Raw genomic sequence first — 18,312 nt, forward strand, 5'->3', positions numbered from 1 at the left:
CTCGTCGCGGAAGGTGACCGGCCGGGCGCGACGGCCGTCGAGGCTGTCGAGGATCGTGCCGGTCTCGCTGGCCGTCCTGCTGGCGCCGGGTTGCGGCCGTATCGAGGTCACGCCGGGTGAGATGCCGTCACGGGTGCCGAGCGTCCAGGCGCCCAGCGCCACGGTGATGTCGATTCCCTCGCCGCCGGTGCGGGCGCCCGCCCGCCCCATGCCCGCCCCGAGCGGCAACCTGCCGCCCGAGCGGCCGGTCGCGGCCACCGCCTCCGCCCGGCTCGACACCACGCCTCACCGGCGGTCGTCCGACGCCATCGATTCAGGCAAATAGCTGTTTATCCATATTTTTGAGTGCAGGATATGCGGCGTTTTTTGCTGACTCATTTGACGTAACGAAGATAATTACTGTCACTATATGGAAACGACTGGAACTAGTAGTTACCAATCATTTACCTTCTGTTACATGAATGACAGTGTCCTGGTCGAAGCCTTGCGCGCACGCGATCCGGGTGCCCTCGTCGCGCTCTACGACGCTTATGCCGAGAGCATCTACAGATACTGCTGGTCCATGGTGGGCACTCCCGACGCCGCCCAGGTGGCGCTCCGCGACACACTGATCGCGGCCGAGGCCCATATCCGCGAGCTCTCCGATCCCGATCGGCTGGAGGTGTGGCTGTACGCCCTGGCCCGGGGGGAGTGCGTACGGCGCAACCTCACCATGGGTCTCGACCCCGTGGCCGCGGACCCGGTGTTCACCGGCGGCGGCGACGCCGATCTGCGGGTCATGGCCTGGAACGCCACCCGGAGCCTGTCGCCCAGGGATCGGGAGGTCCTGGAGCTGGCCTGCCGGCACGGCCTGGCCGTCGCCGACCTCGCCGCGGTGCTGCGGGTCACGGCGAAGACCGCCGGCGCGCTGTACGAGCTGGCTCGGGAGCGGCTGCGTGACGTGGTCACCGCCGAGGTCCTGGTCCGCAAGGGGCCGTACGACTGCGTGAGCCGGGCCCAGATGCTGACCGGCTTCTCCGGCGAGCTCACCCCGGAGACGCGCGAGCGGGTGATCCGCCACGTGAACCGCTGTGACACCTGCGCGCCGCACCGGGTCAGGCAGGTCTCCGCGGGCAAGGTCTTCGAACTGCTGCCGGTGATCACGCTGCCGGAGACGTTGCGCGTACGGGTGATGAGCTGTTTCGCCGATCCCGAGCTCGTCCCCTACCGGCGTTACGTCGCCCGCAGAGTCGGCCTTCTCGACGCCGCCGGGTTTCCCGCCGACGGGTTTCGCCGGAAGCGTCGCCGGCCTTATGCGATGGCCGGTGCGGCGGCTGCGGTCGCCGCGGTCGCCGCCATCGCGCTGATCTTCTCCCAGCTCCCCGGCGCGCCCGGGGAGGTGGTCGTCGGCGTGGCCTCGGGCACGCCGCCGGTCGCGGCGGAACCGCCGGGCGTCCGGCTGCCGTGGGCTCCCGGCCCCGACGAGACCCCCATGACGCTGGAGCCCGTCGACGGGAAGGTCCCCGTCCGCCCGGTCGGATCCACCGGGTCGAGAGGGCCGATCGCCGTCACCAGGCCCGCCTTCGACCTCGACCGGCGTGCCCTCGGCCCCGTCCCGACCGGCCGGCCCGCCGGAAACTCCCCCCGGCCCGCGGGCGAGCCGGACGGAGCGCCGACCGGCGGCTCGGGCGACAGGACGGGCGAACCGGCGGAGACACCCGCGGAGCCGTCCCGGCCCCTCGATCCGGCCTGGCCGGCATCGCCGGGACCGACCCGGGCGGGCTCACCGGACGGGCACCACCGGGTGCGCGACCATCAGGGAGGCAGGCACGTCTCCCGTCGCTGCGCGATCACTCCCAGGTCGTCGGGTCCGCGCCCCAGGGGCTCGAAACCGGCCTGGCCCTCCTCCCGGCCGGCTTCGGCCGGTCCGCGGCACCCGAGGAACAAGGCCCCCGGAAACCCGTCCCGGGCGCACCCGAGGCGCGAAACCCCCAGAAAACCGGCCTCGGCCCGCAAGATCCCTAAGAATCCGGCCCCGGAGCGCCCGAGGCACGAAACCCCCAGGCGCCCGGCGAATCCGAACCCGGACTCCCCGCGCCCGCATCTCCCGAACCGGAACGGGAAGCCGGCACCGGACGCTCCCGCCCCGGCGCGCCCGAACCCACCGCGGTCGGCTCCCGCCCCGACGAATCCGAACCCGCCGCAGCCGAACCCGCAGCCCCCCGCCCCCTCGGATCCGCCCGTCCCGTCGGAGAGGCAGACGGCCCCGTCGGCCGGACAGCCGGACGCGACCCCCGATCCGGAGCCGACGACCTGACGGAAAGCCCCTCGGAGCCTGCCCCCAAAATCACGTTGCGTGTGCTACATGTGTGCGGAGAGTGACTGAAGGGAATTGTGGGTAGGCCGGTTGTCGCGCATTAATCCCCAGCGGACCGCATCAATACGTATTGATATGCGGCGGCGCTTAGTGGAATGCGGCAATACGGGAATTCGGGGGGTAAACGTATGCATTTCACGCTCAAAGGGCGTCGTCGCGTCATGGTGGTCGTCGGCCTGGGTCTGTCCTGCTGCCTGATCGCCGGTGCGGGCGTTCCGGCCGAGGCCCTGCTGCGCAGGCCGGGCCCGTCCGCCGACGAGGTCGCCGAAGCCATGGCCAAGGCCCGTGAGCGAAGCAAACAGCTGAGCACGACCACGGTCCTGCTCGCCGAGGCGCAGGCGAACCTCGACGGACTGGTCGCCGAGGCGGAGAAGCTCATCGAGCTCTACAACGGTGAGCGGGTCAAGACCCTCGACGCGCAGAATCTCTTCGAGCAGGCGAACAAGCGGGCCGCCGACGCGGGGGCGGAGGTGGAGAAGGCCCGCGAGGCGGTGGCCGCGATCACCGCCCAGAGCTACGGCGGGCTGGATCTCGCCCAGCCGATGATGGCCATGATGGCCGACCTCGGCGGCTCGATGGATCAGAACTACCTGCATCGGGCCAGCATCCTGGCCCACATGGGCGGGGGCCACGCCGAGATGCTCAGGCAGCTACGCGACTCGCAGGAGGTCTTCGCCATCCTCCAGGGCCAGGCCGAAGACGCCTACGCCCGCCAGAAGGAGGCCGAGGGGCGGGCCGAGACGGCGAAGAAGGCGGCCGAGGAGGCCGTGGCCAGGCAGCTCGCGGCGACTCAGCGGATCAAGCGGGAGCAGGCGCTGCTGACGCGGCAGGCGGACGAGGCGCGCAGCACCGCCGACCGGCTCGCCAGGGAGCGGGCGGCGGAGCTGGAGAGGGCCAGGATCGCCAGGGAGCGCGCCGCGCAGGAAAGGCGCCAGGCCGCGGCGGTGGCGCGTGAGACGGCGCGGATGGGGACGCCGGGGGCGGGCCTGGCGCTCGGCGCGACGTCGTCCAGGGGGGACATCGCCGCCGACTGGGCGCTCACCCAGCTCAACAAGCCGTATGTGTGGGCGGCGGCGGGCCCGGACACCTACGACTGCTCCGGCCTGACCATGCGGGCGTGGGAGCAGGTCGGGATCACGCTGGACCACTGGACCGGCACCCAGTGGACCGCGGGCCCGCATGTGCCGCTCAGCCAGCTCAACCGGGGTGACCTGCTCTTCTTCGGCCGGATCACGCAGAATCCCGGTGACATCCATCATGTGGGGATCTACATCGGCAGGGGGCAGATGGTGCACGCCCCGCAGACCGGTGACGTGGTTCGGGTCGCGCCGGCGTGGCGCAGCGACCTCGTCGGTGCGACCCGCCCCGTCTGATGGCTCAGTGCTTGTCGTGCTCCTGGTCCTGGGCGCGCTTGATGGAGCGCACGATCTCTTCCTCGGCCTCGACCCGGCCGACCCAGTTGGCGCCCTCGACGGACTTGCCGGGCTCCAGATCCTTGTAGACCTCGAAGAAGTGCTGGATCTCCAGACGGTCGAACTCCGGGACGTGATGGATGTCGCGGATGTGCTCCATCCGGGGGTCGGTGGCGGGAACGCAGAGGACCTTGTCGTCTCCGCCCTTCTCGTCGGTCATGCGGAACATGCCGACCGTGCGGCACTTGATGAGGCAGCCGGGGAAGGTCGGCTCCTGGAGTAGTACCAGGGCGTCGAGGGGGTCGCCGTCTTCGCCCAGGGTGTTCTCGATGAAGCCGTAGTCGGCGGGGTACTGCGTGGAGGTGAAAAGCATCCGATCGAGCCGGATCCGCCCTGACTCGTGGTCCACCTCGTACTTGTTCCGTTGCCCTTTGGGAATCTCAACGAGAACGTCGAACTCCACCGCTGTTCCTCCGCTCAAGCCCCCGGGTGCACCCGGTTGGGCGTTAATGTCTCTTAGGCGTTAATAAACACCCGTTGGATACCGATGATGAGAGGCTGGCGGCAAATGCGGCGTGAGCGGTGGGTGGCCGTGGTCACTCTCGTCCTGCTGCAACTGGTCGCCGTCGTGGCCGGTGTCTACCTGCTCGCCAGCGGTGAGCTGGGCACGCAGGGGTCCGAACCGGTCGCTTCGGCCAAGCCGTCTCCCATTCCGATCATCACCGCGGGACCGGTGCTGGCCGCACGGGGGAACGGGCCTCTCCCTGCCAAGGGTACTTTGGCCGGGCGGTTGACCGAGGCGCTGGGGGACCCCGCGCTGGGTGACAGGGTCGGAGCCGTGGTCCTCGACGCAGAGACGGGCGCCACGCTGTTCGACAGCGACGCCGGCGTGGGAATCACCCCCGCCTCCACCACCAAACTCGTCACCGCGGTCGCCTCGCTGGCCTCACTGGGACCCGACGCCAGGCTGAGCACCCGCGTGGTGCGAGGCTCCTCACCCGGCTCGATCATCCTGGTCGGCGGCGGAGACCCCACCCTGGCGGGCCCCAGGTCGTCCGGGGACCCCCTCTACTACCCCCAGCCGACCTCGCTGTCCTCCCTCGCCAGGCTCACGGCCAAGGCGCTCAAGGCGGCGGGGGTCACCAAGGTGACGGTGGCCTACGACGACTCTCTCTACACCGGCCCTCGTACCGCCTCGACCTGGAAGCCCAACTATGTGCCCGAGGGCAGCGTCGCCCCCGTCACGGCGCTCATGGTCGACGAGGGCAGGGTCTCCCCGAACAGCCACCAGCGGGTCTCCGACCCCTCCCGCGTGGCGCGGGGGGCGTTCGTGTCGCTGCTGCCGAAGTACGGCATCACGGTCTCCGGGTCCGCCAGACGGGTCAAGGCCGCGGCGGGCGCTCAGGAGATCGCCCGGGTCGAATCCCCGCCGGTCTACGCCCTGGTCGAGCGCGCCCTGACGCTCAGCGACAACGACCTCAGCGAGGCCCTGGCCAGGCAGATCGCCATCAAGGAGGGCAAACCCGCCTCGTTCGAGGGTGCGGTGGCGGCCGTTCACCAGGTGCTGACCCGGATCGGCGCGGACGAGGGCGTGCGGATCTTCGACGGCTGCGGGCTGTCCCCCAAGAACCGCATCACCCCCGCGGGACTGGCCCGCCTGGTCGCGACGGCGTCCGCCTCGGGCAACCCCCATCTCCACTCGATCATCAGCGGCATGCCCATCGCCGGGTTCAGCGGCACCATCGGGCACCGGTTCGGCAAAAGTCATTCCGTCTACGGTCTGATCCGTGCCAAGACGGGAACCCTGGACGGAGTCAACACCCTTGCAGGCGTGACCACCACGCGCGAAGGCCGTCTGGTGACCTTCGCGTTCATGGCGGACAGGGTTCCACCCGGCTGGGGAAAGGCGGAGGCGGCCCTCGACAGACTCGCCGCGACCGTCGCCTCCAGCTGATTGCCGGTCCGATGCGCGCGACTCGGAAGGAGACCACGTACGGTGGACGGTATGCAGGTGATCGACTGGGATCTTGCCGTAGCGACCGGAACGCGCCTGGTGCGCCCCGGACCGCAAGTGAGCCGAGAGGAGGCCCGGCAGGCGGTCGCGGATTTGCGACGCCTCTCCCGTGTGGCCGAAGGGCATGTTCGTGAGTTCACCCGAATCGACACCGAGACCGCGCCGGAGCCCGCGACCATCGTCGACAGGCCAGGCTGGATCAAGGCCAACGTCGACGGCTTCCGGGTGGTGCTGGAGCCGCTGACCACGCGGATGGCGGCGCGGAAGGACCAGACGCCGGCGATCGTGAGCGCCGTGGGTTCGCGCATCACCGGGGTCGAGGTCGGCGCGGTGCTGGCCTTCCTCGCCTCTCGCGTCCTCGGGCAGTACGAGCTCTTCCTCCCGCCCGACCCGTCGGGTCAGGCGGCCGCCGGCCGTCTCACCCTGGTCGCGCCCAACATCGTGAACGCCGAGCACGAGCTCAACGTCGACCCCCAGGACTTCCGCCTCTGGGTCTGCCTGCACGAGGAGACCCACCGGGTGCAGTTCACCGGGGTCGTCTGGCTGCGGGAGTACGTCCGCTCGCAGATGACCGAGTTCCTTCTCGCCTCCGACATCGACCTGCCCACGCTCCTGGACCGGCTCCGCTCGGCCGCCGACGCGGTCGCGGAGGTGGTCAAGGGCGGCGAGGGCAACCTGATCGACGCGATCCAGACACCCGAGCAGAAGAAGATCCTCGACCGGCTCACCGCGGTGATGACCCTGGTCGAGGGGCACGGCGACTACGTCATGGACGCGGTCGGACCGTCGGTGGTCCCCTCGGTCGCCGACATCCGCGCCAAGTTCCACCATCGGCGCGAGGGCGGTTCCCGCCTCGACCGCACGATCCGCAGGCTGCTCGGTGTCGATCTCAAGATGAAGCAGTACGCCGAGGGCTCGGTTTTCGTCCGCACGGTCGTCGACCGGGTGGGCATGGACGGGTTCAACAAGGTCTGGACCTCTCCCGAGACCCTCCCCGACCAGGAGGAGATCAAGAATCCCGAGCGCTGGATCGCCAGGGTGATCGGCGCGCAGGCCCTTCCGGAGGCCAGCGGCACCGTCGGCTGATCGAGGCCGGACAATGGCGGGATGGGTCCGCATCCCGCAGTCGCCGACGTCCGCCGTGCCGTACGACACGCACTGGGTGACCTGGAACCGGGTGACCTGGTGCTTGTCGCGTGCAGCGGCGGCGCCGACTCCCTGGCGCTGGCCGCCGCGCTGGGGTTCACGGCGCCCCGGACAGGGCTCCGCGCCGGGCTGCTGACCGTGGATCACGGCCTTCAGGCCGGATCCCCCGACCGGGCCGACGACGTCGTACGGCTCGCGCCCGGCCTGGGACTCGACCTCGCGGAGGCGTCACGCGTCTCGGTCGGCACCTCGGGAGGGCCCGAGGCGGCGGCCAGGGAGGCCAGATACGCGGCGCTGTCCGAGGCGGCGGAGAGGCTCGGGGCGGCGGCCGTGCTCCTCGGGCACACCAGGGACGACCAGGCGGAGACCGTGCTGCTCCGGCTGAGCCGGGGGAGCGGCACCCGCTCGCTGGCGGGGATGCCCGCGCGGACGGGAATCTACCGGCGGCCGCTGCTGGAGCTCGGCCGAGAGACGACCGTGGCGGCGTGCGCGGCGCTCGGCCTCCTCCCGTGGGACGACCCGCACAACCTCGACCCCCGCTACACCCGGGTCCGGGTCCGCGAGCGGCTGCTGCCGGTCCTGGAGGACGAGCTCGGCCCCGGGGTCGCCGAGGCGCTCGCCAGGACCGCGAACCTGTGCCGGGACGACGCGGACGCCCTCGACGCCTGGGCCGACGCGGCCTACCCCCGGGCGGTCGTCCAGGATTGCGCTCTTAGCGATATCGGGGCCGTGGCCGTGGCGGTGGCGGAGCTGGAAGAGCTTCCTGTCGCGGTGCGGCGACGGGTGTTGCGGCGTGCGGCGATTGAGGCGGGAGCACCGCCGGGAACCCTCGCGGCGTCGCATATCTTCCAGATCGACCGTCTGGTGACCGCGTGGCGGGGGCAGCGGAGGGTGGAGCTCCCCGGGGGGGTTGGAGCGGTCCGCCGGTGTGGCACCCTGATATTCGCCAGACAGTAAGGACGAACATCCAGCCCCGTCTCGTAAGGAAATCCCAGGTGGACGCAGCCGACATGGGCAAGGACCTCTCGCGGGTCCTCATTCCCGAGGAAGAGCTCCAGATCAAGGTGAAGGAGCTCGCGAGCCGGATCGACGAGGACTACGCGGGCGAGAAGCTGTTGCTCGTGGGCGTGCTCAAGGGCGCGGTCATGGTGATGGCGGATTTGGCCAGGGCGTTGCACGTGCCGGTCGAGATGGACTGGATGGCCGTGTCGTCCTACGGGGCGGGCACCAAGTCCTCAGGTGTCGTGCGCGTGCTGAAGGACCTCGACACCGACATCGCCGGCCGTCATGTGCTGGTCGTGGAGGACATCATCGATTCCGGTCTGACTTTGTCATGGTTGGTGCACAACCTTAAGTCGCGTAATCCCGCCTCGGTAGAGATTTGCACCGCACTGCGCAAGCCGGATGCGATCAAGGTGCCGATCGATGTGAAGTATGTCGGTTTTGACATTCCCAACGAGTTCGTGATCGGTTACGGCCTCGACTACGCAGAGCGATACCGCAATCTTCCCTTCATTGGAACTCTCGCCCCGCACGTATATGGAGCGGGCTGAAAAGTACGCCCTGCGCGAAGCGCGCCTTTCGCGAACGCGACATTGCCCATAGCGGCGGGGAACACTGGCCTACCTGACGTACGTTGGTAGGGCAAAGCCGGTGCTGTTCGAGCGGTTACCCCGCGAGGCGCACCGGTGTACCTTCGGACACCGTAGGGATGGCTTTTCGTCATCTCTGGGTAGTCAGTTGGAGCGGTTAGGGATACCGCGAACCCCGGGCTCGCCCGGGGTTGCCAGGCCATGGTCAGGAAGGGACGGGCCCGCCGGGGTTCCGCATCGGATGGATCTCAAGCGATTTACACGTGGGCCACTGCTGTGGATCCTGGGCATCGTTGTGCTGCTCCTGCTCGTCACCACGTTGTGGAGTAGTGACGGCAACTTCGAGAAGGCCGACACCTCCAAGGTGATCAGCTGGATCGACACAGGTCAGGTCGCCAACGCCAAAATCATCGACTCGGACCAGCGCATCGAGGTCACTCTGACCAATAAGAAGCGCTACTACTCCTCGTGGGTGACCGGCCAGGGCGTCCAGCTCGCCGACAGGCTCGAAGCCGCCTCCAAGAGCGGCAAGCTCGCCGGCGGTTACACCGTCGAGGTGCCGAAGCAGAACTTCCTCGTCGGCCTTCTGGTGAGCTTCCTGCCGATCATCCTCATCGTGCTGCTCTTCCTGTTCATCATGAATCAGATGCAGGGCGGCGGCTCCCGCGTGATGAGCTTCGGCAAGTCGAAGGCCAAACTCATCACGAAGGACACCCCGAAGACCACCTTCGCCGACGTCGCGGGTGCCGACGAGGCCATCGAGGAACTCCAGGAGATCAAGGAGTTCCTCCAGGCTCCGGCCAAGTTCCAGGCGATCGGCGCCAAGATTCCCAAGGGCGTCCTGCTCTACGGGCCCCCCGGAACCGGTAAGACCCTGCTCGCCAGGGCCGTCGCCGGTGAGGCCGGCGTGCCGTTCTACTCCATCTCCGGTTCCGACTTCGTCGAGATGTTCGTCGGTGTCGGCGCCTCGCGAGTCCGCGACCTGTTCGAGCAGGCCAAGACGAACGCCCCGGCGATCATCTTCATCGACGAGATCGACGCGGTGGGCCGCCACCGCGGCGCCGGTCTCGGCGGTGGTCACGACGAGCGCGAGCAGACGCTGAACCAGCTCCTCGTCGAGATGGACGGCTTCGACGTCAAGGGCGGCGTGATCCTGATCGCCGCGACCAACCGGCCCGACATCCTGGACCCGGCGCTGCTGCGTCCCGGTCGCTTCGACCGTCAGGTCACCGTCGACCGCCCCGACCTGGAGGGCCGCAAGGGCATCCTCAGGGTGCACGGCCGCGGCAAGCCGTTCGCCGAGGGTGTCGATCTCGACATCATCGCCCGCAGGACGCCCGGTTTCACCGGTGCCGACCTGGCCAACGTGATCAACGAGGCCGCTCTGCTCACCGCGCGGAACGACCAGAAGCTGATCACGATGGAGCTCCTCGAGGAGTCCATCGACCGGGTGATGGCCGGTCCCGAGCGCAAGTCCCGCGTCATGTCGGACCAGGAAAAGAAGATCATCGCGTACCACGAGGGCGGTCACGCCCTGGTCGCGCACGCGCTGCCCAACTCCGACCCGGTTCACAAGATCACGATCCTGTCCCGCGGTCGCGCCCTCGGTTACACGATGACGCTGCCGATGGAGGACAAGTTCCTCGCGACCCGCTCGGAGATGCTGGACCAGCTCGCGATGCTGCTGGGCGGCCGCACGGCGGAGGAGCTCGTGTTCCACGAGCCCACCACCGGCGCCTCCAACGACATCGAGAAGGCCACCTCCATCGCCCGCCGCATGGTCACCGAGTACGGCATGAGCGAGCAGCTCGGTGCCCGCAAGTTCGGCAGCGGCAACGCCGAGGTCTTCCTCGGCCGTGAGATGGGTCACGAGCGCGACTACTCCGAGAAGGTCGCCTCCACGATCGACGAGGAGGTGCGCCGCCTCATCGAGGCCGGGCACGACCAGGCCTGGGAGATCCTCGTCGAATACCGCGACGTGCTCGACAACCTGGTGCTCGAGCTCATGGAGAAGGAGACGCTCTCCCGCGAGCAGGTGATGCAGATCTTCGCTCCGGTCGTCGTGAAGGAGAAGCGCCCCTCCTACTCCGGCTACGGCAAACGGCTTCCCTCGGACCGCCCGCCGATCCTGACCCCGAAGGAGCAGTCGGGCAACGGCTCGCTCCCCGTGGGTGAGCAGTCCGGAAACGGCGCGCTTCCCGCCGGAGCCGGGCACCCGGACTCCGTTCCCAGGGACGGGAACTGAGCGTGAGTGGCAAGCCGCTTGAGGTCGACTCGGCCCGGATCGAAAAGGCCGTTCGCGAGATCCTGATCGCGATCGGCGAAGATCCGGACCGAGACGGGCTGCAGAACACCCCGGCCCGCGTCGCCCGCGCCTACGCGGAGCAGTTCGCCGGGCTGGGGCAGACACCGGAAGACGTCCTGACCACGGTCTTCGACGCCGGCCACGACGAGATGGTGCTCGTGCGCGACATCGAGGTCTACTCGACCTGCGAGCACCACCTGGTTCCGTTCCACGGCGTCGCTCACGTCGGCTACATCCCGAACGAGAAGGGGCAGATCACCGGTCTGTCCAAGCTCGCCCGCCTGGTCGACGTGTACGCCCGGCGCCCCCAGGTGCAGGAGCGGATGACCTCCCAGATCGCCGACGCGCTCATGAACGTGCTGGAGCCTCGCGGGGTCATCGTCGTGGTCGAGTGCGAGCACCTCTGCATGACCATGCGCGGCGTTCGCAAACCCGGCGCCAAGACCACCACCTCGGCGGTACGCGGCCTGTTCCGCGACAGCGACAGGACCCGCGCCGAGGCGATGGCGCTCATCATCCGCTGAGCTTCTCACCCGCAGAAACCTTGCCTTGTCCAGACCGCTTGCGGGCGGTCCGGACAAGGTTTCTGTGTTATGGGTCGTGGCCCCCGGCGAAAGCCCCCCGACCTGACCGTGGCCGGGCTAATATCGCCACACTCGCCAAGGTCGGGTGTCCCCCGGAAGCCTGATCCGAGCGCTCTCCGATCCGCCGGCCCATCCGCCCACCGCGGCGAGCGGGGCCGTGGGGTCCGGCGGGCTTCGCACCCCCCGAGTGATCTCCAACCCCCCGAGTGGAGGAACACATGGCAGCCAGACGCCCTGAGCGTCGCACCGACCGACGTCCGCCTGCCTCGTGACAGAGGGGCTGGTGGGGCCGGAGGGACCGATTTGTTATGACGCAAGCCGGACCCACGAGACGGCCGACGGATACGGAGCGCCTAGGCTTATCGGCATGACTACGTGGAGTGTGCCGGGGATGCCCGATGTGGGCCGGTGCCTTGTGATGGGCGTGGTCAACGTCACCCCCGACTCCTTCTCCGACGGCGGTCAGTGGTTCGACCCCGCGACAGCCGTACGGCATGGCCTGAAGCTGGTCGAGCAGGGTGCCGACATCATCGACGTGGGCGGGGAGTCCACCAGGCCCGGGGCCGCGCGCGTGTCGCTGGAGGAGGAGCTGGCCAGGGTCGAGCCGGTCATCCGGGAGCTGAGCCGTGAGGGCGTCACGGTCAGCGTCGACACGATGCGGGCCGAGGTCGCCCAGGCGGCCGTGGAGGCCGGGGCGAAACTGGTCAACGACGTCAGCGGCGGGCTGGCCGACCCGGCGATGCCGAGGATCGTGGCCGCGTCCGGGGTGCCGTACGTGGTGATGCACTGGCGCGGGCACAGTCATGCCATGGACCGCCGGGCGATATACGGCGACGTCGTGGCCGAGGTGCGTGAGGAGCTCGCCAAGCGGGTGGCCTCCGTGCTGGCGGAGGGGGTCGCGGAGAGTCAGATCGTGCTCGACCCGGGGCTGGGCTTCTCCAAGAACGCCGAACACAACTGGGCTCTGATCGCGGGCATCGACCAGCTCGGCGAGCTGGGTTACCCGCTGATCATCGGAGCCTCGCGGAAACGTTTCCTGGGGCGGCTGCTCGCCGACACGGACGGTGTCCCGAGGCCTTTCAGCCACAGCGACGACGCCACCCTCGCCGTGACCACCCTCGCCGCGCAGGCGGGGGCATGGTGCGTGCGGGTTCATGACGTACGCCCGAACGCGGACGCCGTCCGTGTGGTGGCCGCAGTTCAGGGAGCGAGATCATGAGCGTCGACACCACCGCCGTCGAGACGGTCAATCAGGCGTTCTACACCGCCATAGAGAACGCCGACCTCGACCGCATGACAGAGATCTGGGCCGAGGACATCGACTCCGTGCAGGTGGGCTGCGTGCACCCCGGGTGGCCGATCGTGAACGGCCGGCAGGAGGTGCTGCGCTCATGGGCACTGATCATGGCCAACACGCCCTACATCCAGTTCGTGCTGACCGACGTCCGCGTCATGGTCCTGGGCGACGTCGCGATCCTCACCTGTGAGGAGAACATCCTCACCGCCGGCGACGAAGGTGATTCCAGCTTCGCGGCGGGCAAGGTGGTGGCGAGCAACACCTTCATCAGGGCGTCGGCAGGATGGCGACTCTGGCTGCACCACGGCTCCCCCGTGCTGCAGGGCGACGACGAAGAGGAAGAGGAGTCCGCGTGAGCGAGGACGGCGACCGTACCCCCGAGGAGGGCGACCCGATCCAGGACTCGATGCAGGATCTGATCAGCAACCCGATGCAAGACTGGGTCAGCGACCCCATCCAGGATCGGATCCACGACCGGATCACCGTGAAGGGCCTGAGGGCCCGGGGGCGGCACGGCGTGTTCACGGCGGAGCGGGAGCTCGGCCAGGAGTTCATCGTCGATGTCACGCTTTTTATGGATACGGCACCCGCGGCGGCCGGGGATGACCTCACCAAGACCGTCCACTACGGCGAGCTCTCCCTGGAGCTGGTGAAGGTGGTGGAGGGAGAGCCCGTCAACCTGGTCGAGACCCTGGCCCAGCGCCTGGCGGACGTCTGCCTGACCTACGAGCTCGTGCGGTCGGTGGAGATCAGCGTGCACAAGCCCGCCGCGCCGATCCCGCTGCCGTTCGACGACGTGATCGTGACGATCACCCGGAGCCGGGCATGAGGGTGGTGCTGGCGCTCGGCAGTAACCTGGGCGACCGGTTCGCCACGTTGCAGGGCGCGCTCGACGCGCTCTTCGACGGACCGGAGCTCACGTTCGTCACGGTGTCGCCGGTCTACGAGACCGACCCTTTCGGCGGCCCGGACCAGGGTCCCTATCTCAACGCCGTCGCGATCGCCGAGACCACCCTGGAACCCTGGTCGCTCCTTGAGCGTGTTCAGGATGTGGAGAACGCCTTCGGCCGGGTCCGCAAGGAGCGCTGGGGGGCCCGCACCCTCGATCTCGACCTGATCACCGTGGAGAACGTCGTCATGAACGACCCCGACCTGACGCTGCCGCACCCCAGGGCGGACGAACGGGCGTTCGTGCTGGTGCCGTGGGTGCGGGCCGACCCGGAGGCGGTCCTGTCCGGGCGCGGGGTGGCCGACCTGCTGGAGGAGCTGGACCAGGACTACGTACGGCCGCGCCCCGATCTGACGTTGAAGGGACCCGCGTGAGGCCGACCCGTCCCGGCGTGCTCGCCGGGCTCTTCGTCGTCTTCACGATCCTCACGTGGGGGCTCCTGAAGCCGTTCTACGCGGACCTGCCGATCGTGCAGTGGACCTCGATCCCGACGGTGCTCCTGCTGGCGATCGGCGAGTTCTACAGCGGGTGGATGACGAAGGCCAGGATCGAGCGCAAGCCCAATACCAAGCCCGTCGAGCCGCTGACGGTGGCCCGCCTCGTGGGCCTCGCCAAGGCCTCCGCGTACGGCGGGGCGATCTTCGCCGGGATCTTCGCCGGATTCGCCCTCTACACCGCGAACCTGCTGGACCAGAGCGTCCCCCGCCGCGACTTCTTCATCACCGGCGGCTCGTTCCTCGCCTGCGTGCTGCTGGTCGTCTCGGCCCTCTACCTGGAGTACTGCTGCAAGGTGCCCAAGGACTCCGACGAGAAAGACCGCTAGAACCGGCCGTCGAAGACGCTCGCCGTACGTCCTGAGGACCGCTTCCATCGCCCCGCCGTCCGTCCACGAGGACCGTCTCCAGCGCGTCGTGGGCGGACCCCGAAGGCGTTTCCGGCGCCCGGTCGTCCGTTTTGGAGGTGATCCGGGGGCCTCCCGCCCGTTTTCCGCGGCGCTCCTAACGCCTCGCGGACCATTTCCGGCCGAACAGCATGATGACCGGGAGCGTGCACAGCAGCGGGCCGACGACGGCCAGGGGCCTTTCCAGCCACCAGAACAGGTCGGGGGGCACCACCTGGCCGGGCGGCTCCCCACCGAGCAGCCACCAGGTCAGCGCCACCCAGATCGCCATGCCGGTCGTGTGGAACAGGAACAGCGGCAGCGCGAACCTGTTGACCGTCTCGTTGACGCGCTGCCACCTCGGGCGCTCCAGCAGGCGCTCCATGGACGGCCTCAGGACCTCCACCAGGCCGATCTGGAAGACCAGCAGCGCCACGATGACGAAGGTCGGCGGCGCCATGTTGGACAGCTTGTCGCCGGGCACGCCCACCATCGAGCCCGGGTAGATGCCCGAGTAGACCAGCCCGAACAGGCCGAACAACCCGGTCCACAGGATGGCCACGTCGAACTGGCGGGGCAGGGCCACCACCCTGTCGTAGAAGAACCCCGCCTGGTGGGCCAGGCCCCAGACGATGATCATGTTGAGCCAGCCCGCGGCCTCGTACCCGTAGCGCAGCCGCAGCACGTCGACGACCAGTGCCGCCCCCGCGAGCCAGATGAGGACCAGCACGTCGAAGCGGCGGTGCAGCCACAGCGAGACGGGGAGCAGGGCGACCAGCACGAGGTAGACGGCGATGAACCACAGCGGGCTGATGATGAGCAGGACGACCCGGTCCATCCAGCCGATCCCGAACGCCCACGTCACGACCGCACCCAGCACGATCCAGGTAATGGCCAGCGCCAGCGCCGGGACCGCGAGGCTGCGGATGCGCCGCGCGACGAAGGTTCCGATGCCCACCCCGCGCTCGCGGGCGCGGTTCCAGGACAGGAGGTGGACGTGCCCGCCGACGTAGAAGAAGAGGGGCAGCACCTGGAACAGCCAGGTGAGGATCCACAACCCCGAGGTGAAGCCCAGCGGGCTCGTCGGCGAGGGACCGTCCGGCCCCCACTGCAGGATCGTGAACGCCCAGTGCCAGAGCACCACGACGAGCAGGCTGACGGCCCGGAGCCAGTCGACGTACTTGTCCCGTTGCCCGCCCGCCGTACGGGGACTCGTGTCCCCATCTTGTTCGCTCATGTGCTCCTGCCGTGCCTCATTTGTCGATGTCCCCGACGACGAAGAACATCGAGCCGAGGATGGCGACCATGTCGGAGATCAGGTGGCCGGGGAGCATCTCCCGCAGCACCTGGACGTTGTTGTAGGAGGCGGAGCGCAGCTTCATGCGCCACGGGGTCTTCTCCCCACGGGAGACCAGGTAGTAGCCGTTGATGCCCAGCGGGTTCTCGGTCCAGGCGTAGGTGTGCCCCTCGGGCACCTTGAGCACCTTGGGCAGGCGCTGGTTGATCGGGCCCTGAGGCAGGTCGAGGAGCCGCTCCACGCAGGCGTCGGCCAGGTCCAGGGAGACCTTCACCTGCTCCAGCAGCACCTCGAACCGGGCGTGACAGTCTCCGGCCGACCGGGTGACGACCTTCACCGGCAGCTCGCCGTAGGCCAGGTAGGGCTCGTCCCTGCGCAGGTCGATGTCCACGCCCGAGGCGCGGGCGATCGGGCCGCTCACGCCGTACTGCATGATCGTCTCGCGGTCCAGGACGCCCACCCCGCGCGTGCGGGCGAGGAAGATCTCGTTGCCGGCGATCAGGTTCTCGATGTCGGGCAGCCGCCGCCGCACGTCCGCGACGGCCTGGGAGACCCGGTTCGTCCATCCCAGGGGCAGATCCTCCTTGAGGCCGCCGACCCGGTTGAACATGTAGTGCATGCGCCCGCCGGAGATCTCCTCCATCACGGCCTGAAGGGTCTCACGCTCCCGGAACGCGTAGAAGACCGGCGTGATCGCACCGAGCTCCAGCGGATAGGACCCGAGGAACATCAGGTGGCTCAGCACCCGGTTGAGCTCGGCCATCAGGGTGCGCGTCCAGACCGCCCTGACCGGCACCTCCATGCCGAGCATCCGCTCCACCGCGAGCACGACGCCCAGCTCGTTCGAGAAGGCCGACAGCCAGTCGTGCCGGTTGGCCAGCACGATGATCTGCCGGTAGTCGCGGACCTCGAACAGCTTCTCCGCGCCGCGGTGCATGTAGCCCACGATCGGCTCGGCCGAGCTGATCCGCTCGCCGTCCAGCGTGAGCCGCAGCCGCAGCACCCCGTGCGTGGACGGGTGCTGCGGCCCGATGTTGAGGATCATGTCCTCGGTCGCGAGCTCCTTGCCGTGCGTGTCGGGCACGGCCTCCGCTCCGGCCCCGATCCCCACGCTTATCGTCCGGGGCGCGCCTTCGGCATGAGGCTCAGTCATAAGACCCATGCTGTCACGTCAGCCGCGTGAGACAAGATCCTGCAAAGCGGTGATCAGGCGGTCGACATGTTCCTCGGTGGTGCCGATGCCGATGGAGGCGCGGACGGCGGAGGCGGTGACGTCGTCGCAGCCCCCGTCGGCGGTGCCGAGAAGGTGGCGGACGAACGGATGGGCGCAGAACTTGCCGTCGCGCACGCCGATGCCGTAGTCACCGGACAGGACCTCGGCGACCTCGCGGGCGGTGAAGCCCTCCACCACGAAGGAGACGATGCCGACGCGGGGGTGATCGGGGCCCCACAGGGAGAGCTCGTGCACGCCCCGGACGGCGGTGATGCCGTCGCGCAGGCGGCTCAGAAGGCGCTCCTCCTCGCGGAGCAGCACGGTCCAGCCGGTGGCGGTCAGGGCGTCGCAGGCGGCGGCCAGCGCGACGGCGCCCAGGACGTTCGGGGTTCCGGCCTCGTGGCGGGTCTCGGGGTCGTCGTGCCACTCGGTCTCGTCGTCGTTCACGGTCTTCACCGCGCCGCCGCCCTTGAGGTACGGCTCCGCCTCCGCCAGCCAGTCCGAACGGCCGATCAGGGCGCCCGTGCCGAACGGGGCGTAGAGCTTGTGACCGGAGAAGACCACATAGTCCAGGTCGAGCGCCGTCAGGTTGAGACGGCGATGCGGGACGAGCTGGGCGGCGTCGACGAGGATGCGGGCGCCGTGGCGGTGGGCGATGTGGGCCAGGGCGGCGATCGGCCAGAGCTCGCCGGTGACGTTGGAGGCGGCGGTGACGACCAGCAGCTTGGGACCGTCGATCCCGGCCAGGGCCTCGTCGGCGGCGCGGACGGCCTCGCCGGGGAAGGCGGGGATCGCGAGCCGTACGGCGGTGCCCCAGGGCAGGAGCGAGGCGTGGTGCTCGGTGTCGAAGACCACGGCGGTGGTCCCCTCGGGCAGGCTACGGGCCAGCAGGTTGGTCGCGTCGGTGGTGTTGCGGGTGAAGATCACCGAGTCGTCGGGGCGGGCCCCGGCGAAGGCTCGGACGGTGTGCCGGGCCTGTTCGTAGCGGGCCGTCGTGAGCTGGGAGGCGTACCCGGCGCCCCGGTGGACGCTGGAGTACGCCGGGAGCGCGGCGGTGACGGCGGCGCTCACGGGCTCCAGACAGGGGGCGCTGGCGGCGTAGTCGAGGTTGGCGTAGGGGATCAGCCTGCCGCCCCTGACCGGGACCTCCAGGTCGGAGCCGAGCACCGGGGGAATCCGCCGCTCCGCGGGCGCGGGGCGCGCCGGGGTGGTCGCGGACGTGGAGGCGGGAGTGAGAATCGTCAATGTGGACACGCCAAGGCTCCTT

Annotated in this window: 18 protein-coding genes; 14 read left to right on the top strand and 4 right to left on the bottom strand. The window is 69.2% G+C overall.

All coding sequences use genetic code 11. The features are described from left to right. The first annotated feature begins 55 nt into the window (after window positions 1–55). From J2853_RS36285 to J2853_RS36295, 3 genes are all read left to right on the top strand, one after another. Window positions 56–325 (top strand): hypothetical protein, encoded by a 270-nt coding sequence (locus J2853_RS36285; protein WP_307565329.1) that lies wholly within the window; start codon window positions 56–58, stop codon window positions 323–325. Window positions 326–457: 132 nt separating this feature from the next. Beyond that, window positions 458–2,296, top strand: a complete 1,839-nt coding sequence (locus J2853_RS36290; RefSeq protein WP_307565331.1) for an RNA polymerase sigma factor — start codon at window positions 458–460, stop codon at window positions 2,294–2,296. A gap of 188 nt (window positions 2,297–2,484) precedes the next feature. Then, window positions 2,485–3,729, top strand: coding sequence for a C40 family peptidase (locus tag J2853_RS36295; protein ID WP_307565333.1), 1,245 nt, complete (start codon window positions 2,485–2,487; stop codon window positions 3,727–3,729). Window positions 3,730–3,733: 4 nt separating this feature from the next. Here the strand turns inward: J2853_RS36295 and J2853_RS36300 are convergent, their stop codons facing one another. Beyond that, window positions 3,734–4,231, bottom strand: a complete 498-nt coding sequence (locus J2853_RS36300; protein WP_307565335.1) for an inorganic diphosphatase — start codon at window positions 4,229–4,231, stop codon at window positions 3,734–3,736. Window positions 4,232–4,336: 105 nt separating this feature from the next. On the opposite strand from J2853_RS36300, the gene dacB reads away from it, so the two are divergent. From dacB to J2853_RS36355, 11 genes are all read left to right on the top strand, one after another. Beyond that, window positions 4,337–5,722 carry a D-alanyl-D-alanine carboxypeptidase/D-alanyl-D-alanine endopeptidase gene (gene dacB, locus J2853_RS36305; protein ID WP_307565337.1) on the top strand — a complete coding sequence of 462 codons (1,386 nt, stop codon included), beginning with the start codon at window positions 4,337–4,339 and terminating at the stop codon, window positions 5,720–5,722. A 51-nt stretch (window positions 5,723–5,773) separates the two neighbouring features. Beyond that, complete coding sequence (locus tag J2853_RS36310; RefSeq protein ID WP_307568936.1) at window positions 5,774–6,868, top strand: Rv3626c family coenzyme F420 biosynthesis-associated protein; 1,095 nt, start codon at window positions 5,774–5,776, stop codon at window positions 6,866–6,868. 21 nt (window positions 6,869–6,889) lie between these two features. Further along, window positions 6,890–7,885, top strand: coding sequence for a tRNA lysidine(34) synthetase TilS (gene tilS / locus J2853_RS36315; RefSeq protein WP_307565339.1), 996 nt, complete (start codon window positions 6,890–6,892; stop codon window positions 7,883–7,885). Between the two features lie 38 nt (window positions 7,886–7,923). Then, window positions 7,924–8,481 carry a hypoxanthine phosphoribosyltransferase gene (gene hpt / locus J2853_RS36320; RefSeq protein ID WP_307565341.1) on the top strand — a complete coding sequence of 186 codons (558 nt, stop codon included), beginning with the start codon at window positions 7,924–7,926 and terminating at the stop codon, window positions 8,479–8,481. Between the two features lie 280 nt (window positions 8,482–8,761). After that, complete coding sequence (ftsH, locus tag J2853_RS36325; RefSeq protein WP_307565343.1) at window positions 8,762–10,765, top strand: ATP-dependent zinc metalloprotease FtsH; 2,004 nt, start codon at window positions 8,762–8,764, stop codon at window positions 10,763–10,765. Window positions 10,766–10,767: 2 nt separating this feature from the next. Next, window positions 10,768–11,349: a GTP cyclohydrolase I FolE gene (gene folE / locus J2853_RS36330; protein ID WP_307565345.1), complete on the top strand. Its 582-nt coding sequence runs from the start codon at window positions 10,768–10,770 to the stop codon at window positions 11,347–11,349. Between the two features lie 427 nt (window positions 11,350–11,776). Beyond that, entirely contained in the window at window positions 11,777–12,628 is an 852-nt protein-coding gene (folP, locus tag J2853_RS36335) for a dihydropteroate synthase (protein WP_307565347.1), read from the top strand. Then, complete coding sequence (locus J2853_RS36340; protein WP_307565349.1) at window positions 12,625–13,062, top strand: nuclear transport factor 2 family protein; 438 nt, start codon at window positions 12,625–12,627, stop codon at window positions 13,060–13,062. The genes folP and J2853_RS36340 overlap by 4 nt, the downstream gene beginning before the upstream one ends. Window positions 13,063–13,136: 74 nt before the next feature. Continuing rightward, window positions 13,137–13,535: a dihydroneopterin aldolase gene (gene folB, locus J2853_RS36345; RefSeq protein WP_307568938.1), complete on the top strand. Its 399-nt coding sequence runs from the start codon at window positions 13,137–13,139 to the stop codon at window positions 13,533–13,535. After that, window positions 13,532–14,029: a 2-amino-4-hydroxy-6-hydroxymethyldihydropteridine diphosphokinase gene (folK, locus tag J2853_RS36350; protein ID WP_307565351.1), complete on the top strand. Its 498-nt coding sequence runs from the start codon at window positions 13,532–13,534 to the stop codon at window positions 14,027–14,029. Before folB ends, folK begins: the two co-directional genes overlap by 4 nt. Further along, window positions 14,026–14,478: a DUF3180 domain-containing protein gene (locus J2853_RS36355; RefSeq protein ID WP_307565353.1), complete on the top strand. Its 453-nt coding sequence runs from the start codon at window positions 14,026–14,028 to the stop codon at window positions 14,476–14,478. Before folK ends, J2853_RS36355 begins: the two co-directional genes overlap by 4 nt. 175 nt (window positions 14,479–14,653) lie before the next feature. Here the strand turns inward: J2853_RS36355 and J2853_RS36360 are convergent, their stop codons facing one another. Genes J2853_RS36360 through J2853_RS36370 form a run of 3 tightly spaced genes read right to left on the bottom strand, consistent with a single transcriptional unit; the run spans window position 14,654 to window position 18,299 of the window. Then, window positions 14,654–15,772, bottom strand: a complete 1,119-nt coding sequence (locus J2853_RS36360; RefSeq protein ID WP_307565355.1) for an acyltransferase family protein — start codon at window positions 15,770–15,772, stop codon at window positions 14,654–14,656. A gap of 16 nt (window positions 15,773–15,788) precedes the next feature. After that, on the bottom strand, window positions 15,789–16,985 hold the full coding sequence (locus tag J2853_RS36365) for an NADH-quinone oxidoreductase subunit D (RefSeq protein ID WP_307565357.1): 1,197 nt from the start codon (window positions 16,983–16,985) through the stop codon (window positions 15,789–15,791). A gap of 18 nt (window positions 16,986–17,003) precedes the next feature. Further along, on the bottom strand, window positions 17,004–18,299 hold the full coding sequence (locus tag J2853_RS36370) for an aminotransferase class V-fold PLP-dependent enzyme (protein ID WP_370879480.1): 1,296 nt from the start codon (window positions 18,297–18,299) through the stop codon (window positions 17,004–17,006). Between the last annotated feature and the right edge of the window lie 13 nt (window positions 18,300–18,312).

This window comes from Streptosporangium lutulentum, from assembly GCF_030811455.1.
Classification (GTDB): Bacteria; Actinomycetota; Actinomycetes; order Streptosporangiales; family Streptosporangiaceae; genus Streptosporangium; species Streptosporangium lutulentum.